This is a genomic window from Stenotrophomonas sp. AS012628, from assembly GCF_010608305.1.
In the GTDB taxonomy this organism is placed as follows: domain Bacteria; phylum Pseudomonadota; class Gammaproteobacteria; order Xanthomonadales; family Xanthomonadaceae; genus Stenotrophomonas; species Stenotrophomonas geniculata.
Genome location: NZ_VMBJ01000048.1, coordinates 1 through 16,301 on the forward strand (window position 1 = coordinate 1; position 16,301 = coordinate 16,301).

A 16,301-nucleotide genomic window follows, 5' to 3' on the forward strand; every position below is an offset into this window, starting at 1 on the left:
GCGGCGGGAGCCGGGGCCGGGGCCGGTGTGGCAGGAGCAGGAGCGGGCTGTGCGGCGGCCCCAAGGGGCAGGAGGACGGCCAGAGCGAGACAAGCGGCGAGCGGCTGCGGGCGCATGGTGTCGTTTCCGGGGATTCGGGTCTGGTCGTTCCGGCGTGGGGTACGGAACGACCCGAGTATAGCCCCAGGTTTCATCTAGCTGAAATGGGGGGCGGGCCGACCAGTGGCGTGAAGGCACCATGACCTTTGGGATATGGTGTTGCCGTGAAGTGGTGCATTACTTTGCTACCACACCTGTCCACGCATCCTCCAGGGACCTGACGATGTCGCACCCAACCTTCCTGTCCGGCCGTCGCAGCGGAATCTGCGCTGCCGCACTGCTGATCTCCACCTCCCTGCTGCTGGGCGGTTGCGCCGCAGGGCCCAATTCCGAAGCCAAGGCCGCCGAGACCAAGGAGGAGAAGAAGGTCGACGCGGTCCCGGTCGAAGTGGCCGTGGCCAGCCACCGTGCAGTCGCGGCCAGCTACACCGGTACCGCCGCGTTGGAACCACGCGCCGAATCGCAGGTGGTCGCCAAGACCTCCGGCGTGGCGCTGGCGGTGCTGGTCGAGGAAGGCCAGCGGGTGACCGCTGGCCAGCCGCTGGTGCGCCTGGACCCGGACCGCGCACGCCTGGCCGTGGCGCAGAGCGAAGCGCAGATGCGCAAGCTGGAAAACGACTATCAGCGTGCACAGAAGCTGGTCGTCCAGCAGCTGGTCAGTGCGGCCAGCGTTGACCAGCTGCGCTACGACCTGGAAAACGTCCGTGCGCAGTACCGCCTGGCCACGCTGGAACTGTCCTACACCACGGTGGTGGCGCCGATCTCCGGCGTGATCGCCTCGCGCTCGATCAAGACCGGCAACTTCGTGCAGATCAACACGCCGATCTTCCGCATCGTCGACAACTCGCGGCTGGAAGCCACGCTCAATGTGCCCGAGCGCGAGCTGGCCACGCTGCGCGCCGGCCAGCCGGTGACACTGGCTGCCGATGCACTGCCGGGGCAGAGCTTCACCGGCACCGTCGATCGCATCGCGCCGGTGGTGGATTCGGGCAGCGGCACGTTTCGCGTGGTCAGCGCCTTCGATGGCGCCGCGCATGCGCTGCAGCCCGGCATGTTCGGCCGCATCCGCATCGATTACGACCAGCGTGCCGATGCGCTGGTGGTGCCGCGCCTGGCGCTGCTCGACGACGGTGAGCCGGCGGTGTTCCGGGTGCGCGAAGGCAAGGTCGCACGCGTTCCGGTCAAGCTGGGTTACGCCGAGGGCCCGTGGGTGGAGATCCGTGATGGCCTGGCGGCCGGTGATCAGGTGGTCACCGCCGGCAAGGTCGCGCTGCGCGACGGCACCGCAGTGCAGGTGATCGCTGATCCGAAGGCAAAGGCGAAGACGGTCGCAGCGGCCGCCAAGCCGGCAGACAAGGCCGGGAGCAAGCAATGACCGCCCCGGGCCACGACCACGGTGCTTCGCCGGCGAGCGACGGCGCCGCCGCCGGCATGCGCGGCGGCCTGGTGGAATTCGCCACCCGTCGCCGCGTGACCATCGCCATGTGCACGGTCACCCTGCTGCTGTTCGGGCTGATCGCGCTGGGCAACCTCAAGGTCAACCTGCTGCCCGACCTGAGCTACCCGACGCTGACCGTGCGCACCGAGTACACCGGTGCGGCGCCGACCGAAATCGAAACCCTGATCACCCAGCCGGTCGAAGAAGCGGTGGGCGTGGTCAAGAACCTGCGCAAGCTGAAGTCGGTCTCGCGCACCGGCCAGAGCGACGTGGTGCTGGAGTTCGCCTGGGGCACCAACATGGACCAGGCCAGCCTGGAGGTGCGCGACAAGATGGAAGCGCTGAACCTGCCACTGGAGGCCAAGGCCCCGGTGCTGCTGCGCTTCAATCCGTCCACCGAGCCGATCATGCGCCTGGTGCTGTCGAACAAGGTGGCACCGGCCAGCGATGCCGATGCGATCCGCGAGCTGACCGGCCTGCGCCGCTATGCCGATGAAGACCTGAAGAAGAAGCTGGAGCCGGTCACCGGCGTCGCAGCGGTCAAGGTCGGCGGTGGCCTGGAAGACGAGATCCAGGTCGACATCGACCAGCAGAAGCTGGCGCAGCTGAACCTGCCGATCGACACCGTCATCAAGCGCCTGAAGGACGAGAACATCAACATCTCCGGCGGTCGCCTGGAGGAGGGTTCGCAGCGCTTCCTGGTGCGCACCGTCAACCAGTTCGCCGACCTGGAGGAAATCCGCAACCTGCTGGTGACCACCCAGGCCGCCAATGGCAGCGCGGCCGACTCGGCACTGCAGCAGATGTTCAACATCGCCGCATCGACCGGTTCGGCGGCCGCGATCGCGGCGGCGTCGGCGGCGCAGAGCGCGTCCTCCGGCGGTGGTTCCAGCGTGGTCGCCAACGGTGTGCCGGTGCGCCTGAAGGATGTGGCCACCGTGCGCCAGGGCTACAAGGAACGCGAAGCGGTGATCCGCCTGGGTGGCAAGGAATCGGTTGAACTGGCCATCTACAAGGAAGGCGATGCCAACACCGTGTCCACCGCCGAAGCGCTGCGCAAGCGCCTGGAGCAGATCAAGGGCACGTTCCCCTCCGATGTCGAGATGACCACCATCGAGGACCAGTCGCGCTTCATCGAGCACGCCATCGCCGACGTCAAGAAGGATGCGGTGATCGGCGGGCTGCTGGCCATCCTGATCATCTTCCTGTTCCTGCGTGATGGCTGGAGCACGTTCGTGATCAGCCTGTCGCTGCCGGTCTCGATCATCGCCACGTTCTTCTTCATGGGCCAGCTCGGCCTGAGCCTGAACGTGATGTCGCTGGGCGGTCTGGCACTGGCCACCGGCCTGGTGGTGGACGACTCGATCGTGGTGCTGGAGAGCATCGCCAAGGCCCGCGAGCGTGGCCTGGGCATCCTGCAGGCGGCCATCGTCGGTACCCGCGAAGTGAGCATGGCGGTGGTCGCCTCGACCCTGACCACCATCGCGGTGTTCCTGCCGCTGGTGTTCGTCGACGGCATCGCCGGCCAGCTGTTCCGCGACCAGGCACTGACCGTGGCGATCGCCATTGCGATCTCGCTGCTGGTGTCGATGACGCTGATCCCGATGCTGAGCTCGCTGAAGGGACGGCCGCCGCTGGCGTTCCCGGAAGAGGCGCCGAACGAACCGTGGCAGCCGCAGAACCGTTGGCAGAAGCCGGTGGCGCTGGGTCGCCGTGGTGCCGTGGCGACCGCGCGCTGGAGCTTCTATGCACTGGCCTGGCTGGTCGTGCGGGCGTGGCGTGGCGTGGTGGCGGTGGTTGGCCCGGTGATGCGCAAGGCCAGCGATCTGGCGATGAAGCCCTATGCCGGTGCCGAGCGCGGCTACCTGCGACTGCTGCCGAGCGCGCTGGCGCATCCGGGCAAGGTGCTGGGCGTGGCCACGATCATCTTCGTGGCGACCATGGCGCTGGTGCCGATGCTCGGTGCCGACCTGATTCCGCAGCTGGCACAGGACCGCTTCGAAATGACGGTGAAGCTGCCGGCCGGCACGCCGCTGAAGCAGACCGATGCGCTGGTGCGCGAGCTGCAGCTGGCGCATGGCAAGGGTGAAGGCGTGGCCTCGCTGTATGGTGTCAGTGGCAGCGGCACCCGCCTGGATGCCAGCCCGACCGAAAGCGGCGAGAACATCGGCAAGCTGACCGTGGTGATGGAAGGCGGCGGCAACGCGCGCACCGAGGCGGAGATCACCGAGCGCCTGCGTGACACCATGGGCCAGCATCCGGGTGCCCAGGTCGACTTCGCGCGGCCGGCGTTGTTCAGTTTCTCCACGCCGCTGGAAATCGAGCTGCGCGGGCAGGACATGGCGACGCTCGAAGTGGCCGGCCAGCGCCTGGCGGCGATGCTGCGCGGCAACGCGCACTACGCCGACGTGAAGTCGACGGTGGAGGAGGGCTTCCCGGAAATCCAGATCCGCTTCGACCAGGAACGCGCGGGTGCGCTGGGCCTGACCACCCGCCAGATCGCCGATGTGGTGGTGAAGAAGGTGCGCGGTGACGTGGCCACCCGTTACAGCTTCCGCGACCGCAAGATCGACGTGCTGGTGCGTGCACAGGAAGGTGATCGTGCCAGCGTGGAAAGCATCCGCCGCCTGATCGTCAATCCCGGCAGTACCCGTCCGGTGACGCTGGACGCGGTTGCCGACGTGGTTGCCACCACTGGCCCCAGCGAGATCCATCGCGCCGACCAGACCCGCGTGGCCGTGGTCTCGGCCAACCTGCGCGACATCGATCTGGGTGCGGCCATGCGTGAAGTGCAGCAGATGGTCGCCGAGCAACCGCTGGGCGCGGGTGTCGGCCTGCACATCGGCGGCCAGGGTGAGGAGCTGGCGCAGGCGGCGAAGTCGCTGATCTTCGCCTTCGGCCTGGCGATCTTCCTGGTCTACCTGGTGATGGCGTCGCAGTTCGAGTCGCTGCTGCATCCGTTCGTGATCCTGTTCACCATCCCGCTGGCGCTGGTCGGCGCGATCCTGGCACTGATGCTGACCGGCAAGCCCATCTCGGTGGTGGTGTTCATCGGCCTGATCCTGCTGGTGGGCCTGGTCACCAAGAACGCGATCATCCTGATCGACAAGGTCAACCAGCTGCGCGAGGCCGGCGTGGCCAAGCATGAGGCTCTGGTGGAAGGTGCACGTTCGCGCCTGCGGCCGATCATCATGACCACCCTGTGCACGCTGTTCGGCTTCCTGCCGCTGGCGGTGGCGATGGGCGAGGGTGCTGAAGTGCGTGCGCCGATGGCGATCACCGTAATCGGTGGCCTGCTGGTGTCGACCCTGCTCACCCTGCTGGTGATCCCGGTGGTGTACGACCTGATGGATCGCCGCGGTGATGCCTACTACCGCGAGCGTGGCCGCAAGCACGCCGGTGAGATCGAGCCGGGTGCAGCAGGCAGCGCGGCGGGTGTGGAGGAGCCGGCATGAGTGTTGCCGAGTTCTCCATCCGCCGTCCGGTCACCACCATCATGTGTTTTGTGTCACTGGTGGTGATCGGCCTGATCGCCTCGTTCCGGCTGCCGCTGGAAGCGCTGCCGGACATCTCCGCGCCGTTCCTGTTCGTGCAGATCCCGTACACCGGTTCAACCCCGGAGGAAGTGGAGCGGACCATCATCCGCCCGGTGGAGGAATCGCTGGCGACGATGACCGGCATCAAGCGCATGCGCTCGTCGGCCACCTCCGAGGCGGCGCTGATCTTCATCGAGTTCAGCGACTGGGACCGCGACATCGCCATCGCCGCCTCCGATGCACGCGAACGCATCGATGCGATCCGCAGCGACCTGCCCGATGACCTGCAGCGCTACAACGTGTTCAAGTGGTCCAGCAGTGACCAGCCGGTGCTGAAGGTGCGGCTGGCCAGCACCACCGACCTGACCACTGCCTATGACATGCTCGACCGCGAGTTCAAGCGGCGCATCGAGCGCATCCCTGGCGTGGCCCGCGTCGACATCACCGGCGCGCCGCCGAACGAGGTGGAGATCGCCATCGATCCGAACCGCCTCAACGCGCACGGTCTGAGCATCAATGAGCTGAGCGAGCGCCTGCGCACGCTGAACTTCTCGATCTCCGCCGGGCAGATCGATGACAACGGCCAGCGCGTGCGCGTGCAGCCGGTGGGCGAGATCACCGACCTGCAGGAAATGCGCGACCTGGTGATCAACGCCAAGGGCCTGCGCCTGGGCGACATCGCCGACGTGCGCCTGAAACCGGCGCGGATGAACTACGGGCGTCGCCTGGACGGCAACCCGGCGGTCGGCCTGGACATCTTCAAGGAACGCAGTGCCAACCTGGTGGAAGTCTCGCGCGCGGCGCTGGCCGAGGTCGAATCGATCCGCACGGAGCCGTCGATGCGCGACGTGCAGATCAAGGTGATCGACAACCAGGGCAAGGCGGTGACCTCCTCGCTGCTGGAACTGGCCGAGGCCGGTGCGGTCGGCCTGATCCTGTCGGTGACGGTGCTGTTCTTCTTCCTGCGCCATTGGCCGTCCACGCTGATGGTCACCCTGGCCATCCCGATCTGCTTCACCATCACCCTGGGCTTCATGTACTTCGTCGGGGTGACGCTGAACATCCTGACCATGATGGGCCTGCTGCTGGCCGTCGGCATGCTGGTCGACAACGCCGTGGTGGTGGTGGAGAGCATCTACCAGGAGCGCGAGCGCCTGCCCGGGCAGCCGCGGCTGGCCTCGATCATCGGCACCCGCAACGTGGCCATCGCGCTCAGCGCCGGCACGCTGTGCCACTGCATCGTGTTCGTGCCGAACCTGTTCGGCGAGACCAACAACATCAGCATCTTCATGGCGCAGATCGCGATCACCATCTCGGTCTCGCTGCTGGCCTCGTGGCTGGTCGCGGTCAGCCTGATCCCGATGCTGTCCGCGCGCATGGCCACGCCCAAGCAGGTGCACTCGCAGACCGGCATGATCGCGCGCCTGCAGCGCCGCTACGCCAGGCTGCTGGACTGGTCGCTGCATCATCGTGGCTGGAGCCTGCTCGGCATTCTGCTGGTGGTGCTGGTCAGCCTGGTGCCGATGAAGCTGACCAAGATCGACATGTTCGGTGGTGACGGCGGCAAGGACATCTTCATCGGCTACATGTGGAAGGGCGCCTACACCTATCGGCAGATGTCCGAGGAAGTGGCGCGGGTGGAGAACTGGATCGATGCCAACCGTGAACGCCTGCACGTCAAGCAGGTCTATTCCTGGTACAGCGAGCAGGAAGGCAGCTCCACCGTGGTCACCCTGGACGAGAAGTACGCCAAGGACATCAAGGCGCTGCAGGAAGAACTGCGCAAGGGCCTGCCGAAGTCAGCCCGCACCGACTACTTCGTCGGCAACCAGGGCGGCGATGGGGGTGGCGGCGGCAACCAGGGCGTGCAGGTGCAGCTGGTCGGCGACTCCAGTTCGATGCTGCAGGAGATCGGCCAGGAAGTGGTACCGCTGCTGGCCCAGCGTGCCGAGCTGCGCGATGTGCGCATCGACAATGGTGAGAAGGGCGGCGAGCTGAAGGTGCGCGTCGACCGCGAGCGCGCCGCCGCATTCGGCTTCAATGCCGAACAGGTGGCTAGCTTCGTCGGCCTGGCCCTGCGCGGTGCGCCGATGCGCGAGTTCCGCCGCGGCGACAATGAAGTGCCGGTGTGGGTGCGCTTCGCTGGCGCCGAGCAGAGCAGCCCGGAAGACCTGGCCGGTTTCAGCGTGCGCACCGGCGACGGCCGCAGCGTGCCGCTGCTGAGCCTGGTCACTGTTGACGTCGGCTCGTCGGCCACCCAGATCGGCCGCACCAACCGCCAGACCACGCTGACCATCAAGGCCAACCTGGCCGAGAAGGTCACCGCGCCGGATGGCCGCAAGGCGATGGAGTCGGTGCTCAAGCCGATGAACTTCCCGGCCGGCTATGGCTTCACCTTCGACGGCGGCGACTACGGCAACGATGACGAAGCCATGCAGCAGATGGTGTTCAATCTGCTGATCGCGCTGGTGATGATCTACGTGGTGATGGCAGCGGTGTTCGAGTCGCTGCTGTTCCCGGCGGCGATCATGAGCGGCGTGCTGTTCTCGATCTTCGGCGTGTTCTGGCTGTTCTGGATCACCGGCACCTCGTTCGGGATCATGTCCTTCATCGGCATCCTTGTGCTGATGGGGGTGGTGGTGAACAACGGCATCGTGATGATCGAACATATCAACAACCTGCGGCGCGGCGGCATGGGCCGAACGCAGGCACTGGTTGAAGGCTCCCGCGAGCGCCTGCGCCCGATCATGATGACCATGGGCACGGCGATCCTGGCGATGGTGCCGATCTCGCTGACCAATACGCAGATGTTCGGCAACGGCCCGGAGTACGCGCCGATGGCGCGCGCGATTGCCGGGGGCCTGGCGTTCTCGACCGTGGTCAGCCTGCTGTTCCTGCCGACCATCTACGCGGTGCTCGATGACCTGCGCAATGCCGTGACGCGGCTGATCCGCCGCGCGCGCGGCCTGGAGGTCGTGGCGGGTACCCCGGTGTAGTGGTCGAGCTTGCTCGACCGTAATGCGCGCCAACGTGTTGTGGTGTGGGGGAGGCCGGTCGTAGTGGGGCGGCCTCCCCCTTTTTTTCTGCTCGCCGCGTCTGTTTGTCTCTGTAGAGCCGAGCCCATGCTCGGCTGCTGTTCGCCGCGTCGCCGCGTCGCCGCGTCGGCCGAGCGTGGGCTCGTGCGCTACAGATTCTGTGGCCGGTTGAGGGGTTTACCCCGCCACCTTGCCCCACACCTTGAACGTGGTCAGCCACAGGCCGAGCATGCTGCCGATGTTGGTCAGCATGAAGGTCAGCACCACGCGGGTGACGCGATTGCGATACCAGCCCTTCAGGCTCTGCGCATCGTCGCGCAGCTTGAGGAAGTCCTCATACGCCGGCTTGCGCAGGCGCGCTTCCACCAAGGCCGAGAATGCGCCGGTCGGGATGCTCAGGCGGAACGGCTTGAACGGGGCCACCGCGATTGCAGTGAGGATGCTCAGCGGGTGGCCACCGGCCAGCAGGCAGCCCAGGCCCGCCAGGCCGCCGGTATACATCGCCCAGGTCGCCAGCAGCTCGGTACCCACGCCGAGGCCGCCGCGATAGAAGCCCACGCCGATGCCGGTCGCCACGATCGCCAGGATGCCCAGCGTGAACCAAGGGATGTTGCGCTTCTTCGGTACCGCTTCCAGCTCGGCACGCAGCGGCGCCGGTGCTTCGGTGTCGGTTTCCAGGTAGCGCGCCAGGCCTGCAAGGTGACCCGCACCGACAACCGCCAGCACTTCACGCTGCTGCGGGTTGTGCTCCTCGCGCAGGCGCGTGGCCATGTAGCGGTCGCGCTCGCCGATGATGGTCTCGTACAGCGCTGGGCTCTCGCTGGCGAACTCACCGAAGCTCGATTCCAGCATGTCGCCCTGCTTGAGCTTCTCGATCTCGTTCTCGCCCACTTCCTCGGACGAGAACAGGCCGGCGCCGAGGCCGGCGACCAGCTTCAGCTTGCCGAAGAAACCCAGCCGCTGCGAGGCGCGGCGGAAGGTCAGGCCGACCTCGCGGTCGATCAGGTGCACCGGCAGGTCGCGTTCGCGGGCCAGTTCCACCGCGCGCTTCAGTTCGGCGCCCGGCTCGATGTCCAGCTGTTCGGCCAAGCGGCGCTGGTAGGCGGACAGCGCCAGGTTGGCCGCGAACAGGGCGACGCGGCCCTTGCGGATCACCTCGACCAGGTCGAGCTTGGCCAGCGTGTCCGGATCACTCAGTGCCTGGAGGCGCTGCGGGTCCAGTTCAACGGCAACGGCATCGAAGCGGCCGCTGTCGATGGCTTTCTCCACCGCCTCGACGCTGGCGCGCGAAACGTGGGCAGTGCCCAGCAGGGTGTAGCGCACGCCGTCGCGTTTGACGACGCGTACCGGCTGGCCGGCGAACAGGTCGTCGCCGGTTTCGGGAAGGGTTTCGGTCATGGGTTCATTCATTGGAAGGTGCGGTGTCGGCGCCATCGCCGAGCGCGCGCTGCATCTGCACGGTATCCAGCCAGCGGCCGTGCTTGCGGCCGAGGCCACGGAACACGCCGACCAGCTCGAAGCCGAAGCGTTCGTGCAGCTTGATTGAAGCGGTATTGGTCGGTTCGCCGATCACCGCCACCATCTGCCGGTAGCCACGCGCCACGCAGGCATCGATCAACGCCTGCAGCAGGCCGGTGCCAACGCCCTTGCCCTGGAACGCGGCATCGACGTAGACCGAGTTCTCCACGGTCCACTGGTAGGCAACGCGGGTACGGTAGGTGTTGGCGTAGGCATAGCCGGCCACCTGGCCGTCGATCTCGGCGACCAGGTAGGGGAAGCCGCGGTCGATGATGTCGCGCATGCGGCGCAGCATCTCGGACGCGTCCGGGATGTCGTACTCGTAAGTGTTGACGAAGTCGGTCACTTCCACCGCGTAGATCGCGGTGATCGCGGCGATGTCGGCCGGGCCGGCATCACGGATGAGGACGGCCATGCGCGGCTCCGGCTCAGTCGATGTAGCGCTTGAGCAGGTCACCGTACGCGTCGATGCGACGGTCGCGCAGGAACGGCCAGATGCGGCGCACGTGCTCGCTGCGCTGCAGGTCGACATTGCACAGCAGCACGGTGGCTTCGGTGCCGGCTTCGGCCAGGAACTCACCCTGCGGGCCAAGCACGTGGCTGTTGCCCCAGAACTGGATGCCCGACGCGCCCAGCGGCGAAGCCTCGTGGCCGACGCGGTTGCAGCTCAGCACCGGCAGGCCGTTGGCCACGGCGTGGCCGCGGTGGCTCAGCACCCAGGCGTCGCGCTGGCGGGTCTTCTCGTCCTGCACGTCGTCCGGGTCCCAGCCGATCGCGGTCGGGTAGAGCAGCAGTTCGGCACCGGCCAGCGCCATCAGGCGTGCCGCTTCCGGGTACCACTGGTCCCAGCACACCAGCACGCCAAGGCGGCCCACCGAGGTGTCGATCGGCTTGAAGCCGATGTCGCCCGGGGTGAAGTAGAACTTCTCGTAGAAGCCCGGGTCGTCCGGGATATGCATCTTGCGGTACTTGCCCAGCAACGTGCCGTCCTTCTCGAAGACGACGGCGGTGTTGTGGTACAGGCCGGCAGCGCGGCGCTCGAACAGCGAGCCCACCAGCACCACGCCATGCTTCTTCGCCAGCGCGCCCAGGCGCTCGGTGCTCGGGCCCGGAATCGGCTCGGCCAGGTCGAACTCGTCCACCGACTCGTGCTGGCAGAAGTACGGACCGTTATGCAGTTCCTGCAGCAGCACCAGCTTGGCACCCTGCGCAGCCGCCTCGGCCACGCGTGCTTCGATCACCGCCAGGTTGGCGGCGGCATCACCGTGGTTGCGCTCCTGGATCAGGGCGACGGTAAGGGGGCTGCGCGAGTTCATGCGGGGCGTTCCTGCGGGGGAAAACCAGCATGTTAGCGCGGATGGGCGGCGACGGCGTGTCGCGCGCTGAATGGGTGCACGCAATCGGTAGCGCCGGGCCATGCCCGGCGGATTTTCCAGATGCGGCAGCGTTCGCCGGGCATGGCCCGGCGCTACCGGTTCGGCTTACGCCTTCAACAGCCCTTCCGGCAGCTGCATGGTGATGCAGTGCAGGCTGCCGTTCTGCCAGATCAGCGAGCGGCAGGGCACCTGCACGATCTCGCGGCCCGGGTGCGCCTGCGCCAGCACGTCGCGGGCCAGGTCGTCGGCCGGATCACCGTAGGCCGGCATCAGCACCGCACCATTGACGATCAGGTAATTGGCGTACGACGCAGCCAGGCGGCGGCCTTCGTCGATCACTGGCTGTGCCCACGGCAGCGGGAACAGGCGATACGGCTGGCCGTCCTTGGTGCGCAGCGCGGCCAGTTCGTTGCCCATCGCCTGCAGCTCGGCGTAGTGCGAGTCGCTCGCGTCGTCGCAGGCCTGGTAGACGATGCTGTCAGCCGAGGCGAAGCGGGCGAGGGTGTCGATATGCGCGTCGGTGTCGTCGCCTTCCAGGTAGCCGTGGTCCAGCCACAGCACGCGGTCCTGCTGCAGCCAGTCGGCCAGGTCGGCGCTCAGGCTGGCGCGGTCGCGGTCCGGGTGGCGCTCGTGCAGGCACTTCCAGGTGGTCAGCAGGGTGCCTTCGCCGTCGGTCTCGATGCCGCCGCCTTCCAGCGCGAACGGGATGCTGCGCACCGGCGCGTCGTTGAACACACCGGCCTGGTCGAGCACGCCCACCAGCTGGTCATCCAGGGTGGCGTCGAACTTGCCGCCCCAGCCGGTGAAGCGGAAATCCAGCAGCTGGAAGCCGCCGTCGGCGCGGCGCAGGGTGATCGGGCCGGAGTCGCGCAGCCATGTATCGTCGTAGGCCGCCGTGGTGAAGTGGACCTTGTCCATGTCGATGCGGTTGGAGCGCAGCCGCATCTCGGCATAGGTCTCCACATCGTCGTCGGCCACGCAGATCAGCACCGGCTGGAAGCGGGTGATGGCCGCGACCAGGGCGATGTAGGTCTCTTCCACCTGGCCCAGGCGGTCGGCCCAGTCGGTGTCGGCAGTGGGCCAGGCAATCAGGACGCCGCTCTGGGCTTCCCACTCGGCAGGAAAACGAAGGGTCTGGTTCATGGTCTCGCTACACAGGCCCGCCCACGGCGGGTAAAGGGATCAACGGATCGGCGGTTTCGGGCCGATTTCGTTCGGGTCCGCCTGGTTGGCCACCACGTCGATCACCTTCTGCTTCTCGAAGTAGACGGTGAACTGCGGGTACACCCAGCGGTTGATGGTCGGCCACTGCCGCTTCTGTCCGCCACGTGGCTGCAGCTGCTCGCTGGGCGCGCCGAACTGCGCCTGCACCTGCTGCATGCTCTGGCCGCGCACGGGCAGGGCACCGGCCGGCTTCTCGCGGGCGCGGTCGACAAGCAGGGTATCGGCCAGTGCCGGTGTGGCGGCGGCCAGGGTGGCCATCACGGCCAAGGCGGACAGGTAACGCTTCATCTCGATCTACTCCCCAGTGGTCAAGAAAGGCGATTACAGCAAAAACGGCAGGAAAAAGCCGCATAAACAAAAAACCGCCCGAAGGCGGTTTCTTGCATCGGGTCGGCCCCGCGTAGGGCCAGCCGCAGCCGGAAGGCTGTGAGGCTTAGCGCTGACGCGCCTTGAAACGCGGGTTCGACTTGCAGATGACGAAGATCTTGCCACGACGACGCACGACCTTGCAGTCACGGTGACGGGCCTTCGCCGACTTCAGGGAGGACAGGACTTTCATGGCATACCTCGGCGTAAACAGTAGTTGTTCGGGTGGAGCGTGGCCGCGATATGCGAAAGACAATCGGCAGTTGACGCTCGTTCAAGCCCGCCATTCTACCGGGCTTTTCCTCGTGGTTTCAAGTGGTTGCACAAAAGATCCCGCTGGGGGTGTCTGGCAGGGGCTAGAATGACCCCTTCACACGCTCTGGGAACCCCATGAATCCACTCGCTCCCGTCCTGACCATCGACGGCCCTTCCGGGGCCGGCAAGGGTACCATCAGCCGCATCATCGCGCGCCGGATGGGCTGGCATTACCTGGATTCGGGCGCGCTGTACCGGGCAGTGGGCGTGGCCGCGAGCTGGGCCGACATTGATACGTCCGATGCCTCGGCACTGGTGCGCTGCACCTTCGACACCCATGTTCAGTTTGTTGAACAGGGCGAGTCGATGCGGGTCATGGTCAACGGCACCGATGCCACCGACGAGCTGCGCCTGGAGACCACTGGCGCCCTGGCCTCGGCCATTGCCGCCATTCCGGAGGTCCGCGCGGCCCTGAAGGAGCGCCAGCGCGCATTCAGGGAGCTGCCCGGCCTGGTTGCCGATGGCCGCGACATGGGTACGGTGATCTTCAAGGACGCCCCCTATAAGGTCTTCCTGACCGCCAGTGCCGAGGAGCGCGCCGAGCGCCGGCATAAGCAGTTGAAAGACAAGGGGGTTTCTGTTAACTTTGATGACCTCCTGCGCGAGATCATGGCCCGCGACGCCCGTGATGCTCAGCGTACCGTGGCGCCCCTGAAGCCGGCAGACGATGCTGTCCTCATCGACACCACAGGCATCGGCATCGCAGATGTCGTTGCCAGAGTGATGGATCTGCTTCCGGTTCCGGCTGCCTGATCCGTTCGCGCGGGAGCACTGCCAGCAGCATCGGCGGTGGTCGCGCATAACAGTGCTGTACCAGCTCCGTCGCGCAATGATGCGTGGCGGTTTTCCTACTACACACGACCTGCGTTTCCGGGGTCGACCAACAGGCGGGCGGTCGCCATTCCCCTGAAGGGGACGCCACCGACCCATGTGTCCAACAGAGTAAATCTAATGACCGAATCATTTGCCGAACTGTTTGAAGCCAGCCAGGCCAACCTGGCCAAGCTGAAGCCGGGCGCCATCGTCAGCGGTACCGTTGTTGAAGTCCGCGGCGATGTCGTGGTGATCAACGCTGGCCTGAAGTCCGAAGGCATCGTGCCGATCGAACAGTTCCGTAACGACGCTGGCGAAATCGACGTCGCCGAAGGCGACATCGTCAAGGTCGCCCTCGACTCGATCGAGAACGGCTTCGGCGAAACCGTCCTGTCGCGCGAGAAGGCCAAGCGCGCGATGGTGTGGGACGAGCTGGAAGAAGCGTTGGAAAAGAACGAAACCATCACCGGCCGCATCAGCGGCAAGGTCAAGGGTGGTTTCACCGTGGACATCAAGGATGTCCGCGCCTTCCTGCCGGGTTCCCTGGTCGATGTGCGCCCGGTGCGCGATCCGGCCTACCTGGAAGGCAAGGAACTCGAGTTCAAGCTCATCAAGCTGGACCGCAAGCGTAACAACGTCGTGGTCTCGCGCCGCGCTGTCGTCGAAAGCGAGCACTCGGAAGAGCGCGAGCAGCTGATGGACAAGCTGCAGGAAGGCGCGATCCTGAAGGGTGTCGTCAAGAACCTGACCGACTACGGCGCGTTCGTGGACCTGGGCGGTATCGACGGCCTGCTGCACATCACGGACATGGCGTGGAAGCGCGTGCGTCACCCGTCGGAAGTCGTGAACGTCGGCGACGAGCTGGACGTCCGCGTGCTGAAGTTCGACCGCGAGCGCAACCGCGTTTCGCTGGGCCTGAAGCAGCTGGGCGAGGATCCGTGGGACAACATCGGCCGTCGTTACCCGGCCAACAGCCGCGTCTTCGGCAAGGTCTCCAACGTCACCGATTACGGTGCGTTCGTTGAGATCGAGCCGGGCGTCGAAGGCCTGGTGCACGTCTCCGAGATGGATTGGACCAACAAGAACGTCAACCCGTCCAAGGTTGTCCAGGTGGGTGATGAAGTCGAAGTGATGGTGCTGGACGTCGATGAAGAGCGTCGCCGTATCTCGCTGGGCATGAAGCAGGTTGCCGCCAATCCGTGGGAAACCTTCGCTGCCACCCACAAGAAGGGTGACAAGGTGTCGGGCCAGATCAAGTCGATCACCGACTTCGGCATCTTCATCGGCCTGGACGGCGGCATCGACGGCCTGGTCCACCTGTCCGACATCAGCTGGAACACCACCGGCGAAGACGTCGTTCGCAACTTCAAGAAGGGCGATACCCTGGACGCCGTCGTCCTGGCTGTCGATCCGGAGCGCGAGCGCATCTCCCTGGGCGTGAAGCAGCTGGAGCAGGATCCGTTCGGCCAGTACATGGCTGCCAATCCGAAGGGCTCCAAGGTCGAAGGCGTGGTGAAGGAAGTCGACGCCAAGGGCGCGATCATCGAGCTGGCTGACGGCATCGAAGGTTACGTCTCGGCCCGCGACATCGCCAACGAGCGCGTTGACGACGCCACCCAGCACCTGAAGGTCGGCGACAAGGTCGAAGCCAAGTTCGTGGGCATGGACCGCAAGGGCCGTACCCTGCAGCTGTCGATCAAGGCCAAGGACGACGCTGAAATGCGCGAAGTGCTGGAGGAATACCAGTCCTCTTCGGCTTCCAGCGGCACCACCCAGCTGGGCGCGCTGCTGCGTGCACAGCTGAACGGCAACAAGTCCGAGTAATCGGCCTTACGCTGTTCGTTGTTTCCTGGACGGCCCGGGCATTGCCCGGGCCGTTTCAGGCTGGGATACCCCTGATGTGAGCCGGTAATGACCAAATCCGAACTGATCGAAATCCTTGCGCGCCGCCAGGCGCACCTGAAGGCCGATGATGTCGATCTGGCGGTGAAGTCGTTGCTGGAAATGATGGGCGGATCGCTGTCCGCCGGGGATCGCATCGAAATCCGTGGTTTTGGCAGCTTCTCGCTGCACTATCGTCCGCCGCGCCTGGGTCGCAACCCGAAGACCGGCGAATCGGTTGCCCTGCCGGGCAAGCACGTCCCCCATTTCAAGCCGGGCAAGGAACTGCGCGAGCGGGTCAGCAGTGTGCTGCCGCTGGACGCCGATCCGGCCTGAGCCTCCCGTCGCGCCACCGCGTGCGAATCCAGCCGCGAGTCGGATAAGCTACGGACTCCTGCCACTGGAGCTGTCGCATGAAGGTTTTTCGTCTGCTGGTCCTGCTGGCGGTATTGATCCTTGGATTGATCATCGGTGCGGTCAACATGACCGCGATGTCGATCAACCTGCTGTTTACCCAACTGCACACCTCGGTGGGCGTGGCCCTGATCGCCGCGCTGCTGGTGGGTGTCATCGTCGGCGCTGGCCTGGTGCTGGTGAGCGTGGTCATTCCGCTCTACAGCCAGTTGCGCCGCGCCAACAAGTCCGCTGTCGCCACGCCGGCACCGGTTGCTTCCCCCCAATCTTTTGATGGACGCTGATC

The 16,301-nt window shown here is 66.0% G+C and carries 12 protein-coding genes and 1 pseudogene; 7 read left to right on the forward strand and 6 right to left on the reverse strand.

Features of this window, described 5'->3' with window-relative positions; genetic code table 11:
- Nucleotides 1–322 precede the first annotated feature (322 nt).
- From G5A07_RS17770 to G5A07_RS17780, 3 genes and pseudogenes are all read left to right on the forward strand, one after another.
- Nucleotides 323–1,474: a MexH family multidrug efflux RND transporter periplasmic adaptor subunit gene (locus G5A07_RS17770; RefSeq protein WP_010484552.1), complete on the forward strand. Its 1,152-nt coding sequence runs from the start codon at nucleotides 323–325 to the stop codon at nucleotides 1,472–1,474.
- Nucleotides 1,475–1,536: 62 nt separating this feature from the next.
- Nucleotides 1,537–4,992, forward strand: a pseudogene (locus G5A07_RS17775) (efflux RND transporter permease subunit); the annotation flags it as partial.
- Entirely contained in the window at nucleotides 4,989–8,069 is a 3,081-nt protein-coding gene (locus tag G5A07_RS17780; RefSeq protein WP_191863718.1) for an efflux RND transporter permease subunit, read from the forward strand. The pseudogene G5A07_RS17775 and the gene G5A07_RS17780, both read left to right, overlap by 4 nt.
- Before the next feature lie 216 nt (nucleotides 8,070–8,285).
- On the opposite strand, the gene G5A07_RS17785 is transcribed toward G5A07_RS17780, so the two are convergent.
- The 6 genes from G5A07_RS17785 to ykgO all read right to left on the reverse strand — a co-directional run bounded on the left by G5A07_RS17785 (nucleotide 8,286) and on the right by ykgO (nucleotide 12,785).
- Complete coding sequence (locus tag G5A07_RS17785) at nucleotides 8,286–9,518, reverse strand: TraB/GumN family protein (protein ID WP_191863719.1); 1,233 nt, start codon at nucleotides 9,516–9,518, stop codon at nucleotides 8,286–8,288.
- A complete protein-coding gene (locus G5A07_RS17790) occupies nucleotides 9,511–10,041 on the reverse strand; it encodes a GNAT family N-acetyltransferase (protein WP_005409279.1) in 531 nt (176 codons plus the stop codon). Before G5A07_RS17790 ends, G5A07_RS17785 begins: the two co-directional genes overlap by 8 nt.
- Before the next feature lie 13 nt (nucleotides 10,042–10,054).
- Nucleotides 10,055–10,942 carry a carbon-nitrogen hydrolase gene (locus tag G5A07_RS17795; protein ID WP_010484560.1) on the reverse strand — a complete coding sequence of 296 codons (888 nt, stop codon included), beginning with the start codon at nucleotides 10,940–10,942 and terminating at the stop codon, nucleotides 10,055–10,057.
- Nucleotides 10,943–11,107: 165 nt separating this feature from the next.
- Nucleotides 11,108–12,145, reverse strand: a complete 1,038-nt coding sequence (locus G5A07_RS17800) for an agmatine deiminase family protein (RefSeq protein ID WP_010484562.1) — start codon at nucleotides 12,143–12,145, stop codon at nucleotides 11,108–11,110.
- A 39-nt stretch (nucleotides 12,146–12,184) separates the two neighbouring features.
- On the reverse strand, nucleotides 12,185–12,514 hold the full coding sequence (locus G5A07_RS17805; RefSeq protein ID WP_005416228.1) for a hypothetical protein: 330 nt from the start codon (nucleotides 12,512–12,514) through the stop codon (nucleotides 12,185–12,187).
- Between the two features lie 145 nt (nucleotides 12,515–12,659).
- Nucleotides 12,660–12,785: a type B 50S ribosomal protein L36 gene (gene ykgO, locus G5A07_RS17810; RefSeq protein ID WP_005409283.1), complete on the reverse strand. Its 126-nt coding sequence runs from the start codon at nucleotides 12,783–12,785 to the stop codon at nucleotides 12,660–12,662.
- Nucleotides 12,786–12,982: 197 nt separating this feature from the next.
- Between ykgO and cmk the strand changes: the two genes are divergently transcribed.
- The 4 genes from cmk (at nucleotide 12,983) to G5A07_RS17830 (ending at nucleotide 16,299) form a co-directional block, all read left to right on the forward strand.
- Nucleotides 12,983–13,660: a (d)CMP kinase gene (gene cmk / locus G5A07_RS17815; RefSeq protein ID WP_010484566.1), complete on the forward strand. Its 678-nt coding sequence runs from the start codon at nucleotides 12,983–12,985 to the stop codon at nucleotides 13,658–13,660.
- 198 nt (nucleotides 13,661–13,858) lie between these two features.
- Nucleotides 13,859–15,544, forward strand: coding sequence for a 30S ribosomal protein S1 (gene rpsA, locus G5A07_RS17820; RefSeq protein WP_005416230.1), 1,686 nt, complete (start codon nucleotides 13,859–13,861; stop codon nucleotides 15,542–15,544).
- Nucleotides 15,545–15,631: 87 nt separating this feature from the next.
- Nucleotides 15,632–15,937: an integration host factor subunit beta gene (locus G5A07_RS17825; RefSeq protein WP_005409286.1), complete on the forward strand. Its 306-nt coding sequence runs from the start codon at nucleotides 15,632–15,634 to the stop codon at nucleotides 15,935–15,937.
- A gap of 77 nt (nucleotides 15,938–16,014) precedes the next feature.
- Complete coding sequence (locus G5A07_RS17830) at nucleotides 16,015–16,299, forward strand: LapA family protein (RefSeq protein WP_010484569.1); 285 nt, start codon at nucleotides 16,015–16,017, stop codon at nucleotides 16,297–16,299.
- The last annotated feature ends 2 nt before the right edge of the window (nucleotides 16,300–16,301 follow it).